The organism is Pseudoxanthobacter sp. (assembly GCF_036822375.1).
Classification (GTDB): domain Bacteria; phylum Pseudomonadota; class Alphaproteobacteria; order Rhizobiales; family Segnochrobactraceae; genus Pseudoxanthobacter.
Window position 1 is genome coordinate 1 of sequence record NZ_DAISHT010000312.1, and the last position, 3,045, is coordinate 3,045.

Annotated in this window: 2 protein-coding genes; both read left to right on the top strand. The window is 71.7% G+C overall.

What is annotated here, in order from left to right; translation table 11 throughout:
- The coding region (locus tag V7067_RS16985) for an adenylosuccinate synthase (RefSeq protein WP_334177072.1) at positions 1–1,042 on the top strand (1,042 nt) is incomplete at its 5' end.
- Positions 1,043–1,332: 290 nt separating this feature from the next.
- The gene (locus V7067_RS16990) at positions 1,333–2,889 is read left to right on the top strand and encodes a hypothetical protein (RefSeq protein WP_334177073.1); all 1,557 of its coding nucleotides are present in this window, start codon (positions 1,333–1,335) and stop codon (positions 2,887–2,889) included.
- The last annotated feature ends 156 nt before the right edge of the window (positions 2,890–3,045 follow it).

Sequence of the window (3,045 nt, forward strand, 5' to 3'; positions counted from 1 at the left end):
CCGGCTGGCCGAACAGGGCGTGGTGGTGACGCCGCAGACCCTGCGCATCGCCGAGAACTGCGCCCTCATCCTGTCGCTGCACCGCGAACTCGACGCGATGCGCGAATCGTCCCATTCCGGCACCCGCATCGGCACCACCAAGCGCGGCATCGGCCCGGCCTATGAAGACAAGGTCGGCCGCCGCGCCATCCGCCTGATGGATCTGGCCGATCTCAACGTGCTGCGCGGCAAGGTGGAGCGCCTGCTTGCCCACCACAATGCCCTGCGCCGCGGCCTCGGCGAGCCGGAGTTTTCGCAGGAAGCGATCTTCGAGGAACTCGCCAGCGTTGCCGACAAGGTGCTGCCGTTCATGGACACCGTCTGGCGCGTGCTGGACGAGAAGCGCCGCGAAGGCAACCGTATCCTGTTCGAGGGGGCGCAGGGCGCGCTGCTCGACATCGACCACGGCACCTATCCGTTCGTCACCTCGTCCAACACCGTTGCCGGTCAGGCCTCTGCCGGCTCGGGCGTCGGCCCCTCGGCGCTGCATTATGTGCTGGGCATCACCAAGGCCTACACCACGCGCGTGGGCGAGGGTCCGTTCCCGACCGAGCAGTTCGACGAGATCGGCGACTTCCTCGGCAACCGCGGCCGCGAGTTCGGCACCGTCACCGGGCGCAAGCGCCGCTGCGGCTGGTTCGATGCGGTTCTGGTGCGCCAGACCGTGCGCACCTGCGGCATCACCGGCATCGCGCTGACCAAGCTCGACGTGCTGGACGGCATGAAGGAGATCCGCATCTGCGTCGGCTATAAGCTCGACGGCCGCGAGATCGACTACCTGCCGGCGGCGCAGGCGGCGCAGGCGCGGGTGGAGCCGATCTACCGCACCGTGGAGGGCTGGGAAGGCACCACCGCGGGCGCCCGTTCGTGGGCCGATCTGCCGGCGCAGGCCGTCAAGTACGTCCGTCTCATCGAGGAACTGATCGGCGCGCCGGTGGCGCTGCTCTCCACCAGCCCCGAGCGCGACGACACCATCCTTGTCGAAGACCCGTTTCAAGACTAAGAGCTAACGAAGCCGGCCGGCGGCCCGTCTGCCGCAGGATGGGCCGCCGGCCGGAAACCTTCTGTTATTCGCGACCGCAAAAGGGGCGAATGAGCGGCGGCAGCCCCTTCCTGCACAGGGCTGCTGCGGTATATCTTGCCGTGTACCGGCACTGCCGCGGGCGAGGCGTCTGACGGGCCGCAGGGTTTTCCCGGCGGCGCAGGCCCCCGTCGCCTGCGGCGTGGCCGGATGGTCTTCCACGAAAGGCGTGGCATGATGGCCGGTTTCAGCCGGCCGGACGCGCGCGCCGGATGAAATTCGGGCACGCAATGGCGGATTATTATTCGGTGCTGCAGCGGGCGGTGGCGATGCTGCCGGACAATACCGGCCAGGCCCGCCGCGCGATCTATGAGAAGGCGCGGACTGCGCTGGTCCGCCAGCTCGAAAGCGTCAATCCGCCCCTGCCGGCGTCCGAAATCACCAAGCAGCGCCTCGCGCTGGAAGAGGCGGTGCGGCGCATCGAGCAGGAGCTTGCCCAGCACGGGCAGGCAGCCCTTGCCGGCGCCACTGCCCGAACCGTCAATCCGAATTTCCCCAGCCACACCCAGCGGCGGATCACCCAGCAGCGCCCCGCAGCGGCAGCGCCCGCGGCCGCCCCGCGGCGCGCGCCCGAAGCGCCGCGCCCGGCTGCGGCCGAAGGCAGCCCGGCGGCGCCGGTTGCCCCGCCCGTGGCCGCCCGGGTTGCGCCGCCGCGCGCCGAGCCGGTTGCCCAGCCGCGGGTGGAAACGCCCGCTCCCGCGCCGGCCGTGCATGCGCCGGCGGCCGAGCGGCGCGTGCCGCCGCGCCCGCCGGGCCACATCACCGCCCCTTCGGTGGATGACGGGCGCGAGGATGACAGCTGGGTCGATTCCGATCACATGCCGGTGCAGGACGACGAGCCGGTTGTGCTGCCGCGCCGCCGCGGCCGGCGCACGCTGGCGGCCATTGCCGCGGCCGTCGTCGTGATCGCCGCCGGGGCGTGGTTCGAGCGCGACATGCTGACCGGTCTGTTCGCGCCGTCTGCGCCGCAGACCGCGTCTGCACCGGCCAGCGCGCCGCAGGAGGCTCCGGCCGAGACCCCGGCGACCCCGCCGGCAGCCCCGGCCGAGCAGCCGCAGCCGAAGATCGCCGACCGCCTGCCGATGGATGCGCCCGCTGCGCCCGCCGGCGGCACGGCCCCTGCAACGCCCGCCGCGCCCGCGGCCCCGGCCGCCCCGGAGACGCCGGCGGCCCCCGCCGCCGCTCCGGCTGCCGAAGCGCCGGCCCCGGCGCCGGCCGAGGCGCCCGGCCCGGCAACCGCCGAACTGATCGAGGAAGGGGCGTCGCAGGGCGCCCCCGGCAGCCAGTTCAAGGGCGCCGTGACGTGGGCGATGAGCCGCGAATCGATCGGCGGCGGTGCTCCGGAACCCATCGTGCGCGCCAGCGTGGACGTGGCCGAGCGCTCGATGAAGGTCACGCTGGTGTTCCGCAAGAACCGCGACAGCGCGCTGCCGGCCAGCCACCTGATCGAGGTTGCCTTCGATCTCGGGCCGAAGTTCAACGGCGGCGGCATCGCCAACGTGCCCGGCATCATCATGAAGGAAACGTCGTCGGCGCGCGGCGATGCCCTCATCGGGGCTTCGGCCAAGGTTTCGAACGGGCTGTTCTGGATCGCGCTGTCGTCCTCGCCGGCCGACAGCCAGCGCAATCTCGACCTGCTGCGCACCCGCGAGTGGATCGATGTGCCGATCCTGTTCACCAACGGCAAGCGCGCCATCCTGACGATCCGCAAGGGGACGACCGGCGACAAGGCCATCGACGACGCTCTGGCGGCCTGGTCGGGCAACTGAACGGCGACTGTCGCACGGCCGTTCGGCAAGACCGGTTTGACAGGACAGGTTTGGCAAAACGATCTGCGAAGCCCGGGCCCCAGCCCGGGCTTTGTGGCGTCCGGCTGATCCGCCTCCGTCTCGGGCTGTCGGGCGCGGGCGGGTTCCCCTCTGTCC

Bases quoted from the DNA above. Each gene is read 5' to 3' on its own strand.
- V7067_RS16990 (WP_334177073.1), top strand. From the start codon at position 1,333: ATGAAATTCGGGCACGCAATGGCGGATTATTATTCGGTGCTGCAGCGG.